Annotated in this window: 1 protein-coding gene; it reads right to left on the bottom strand. The window is 76.5% G+C overall.

Features of this window, described 5'->3' with window-relative positions:
• On the bottom strand, window positions 1-251 hold a 251-nt coding region (locus tag AC0IVP_RS21985; RefSeq protein ID WP_471759290.1), incomplete at both ends, for a hypothetical protein.

The following is a 251-nucleotide window of genomic DNA, read 5'->3' on the forward strand; positions in this document are numbered from 1 at the left end:
GATGGTCGCCGCCCGTCCGCTCGACCCTGGCGGCGCGCGCCGGGCGCTGCGGCTCGGCGCTGCCGGTGCGACTGCGGGCGCGGGCCGTGCGATCGACGGTGGGCGCGGTGCGGAAGCCGGGGCGCGGGGCGTCCGTGGCGATTTCTTCGGGCGCGCCGCCCTTCAGCGTGCGGCGGAAGGCGACGAGCTCATGCTGCTTCACTTCGCCGATCTCGCCGGTCGGCAGGTCGCCGAGAAGGAACGGCCCGTAG

It is taken from the genome of Klenkia sp. AC732 (genome assembly GCF_979256525.1).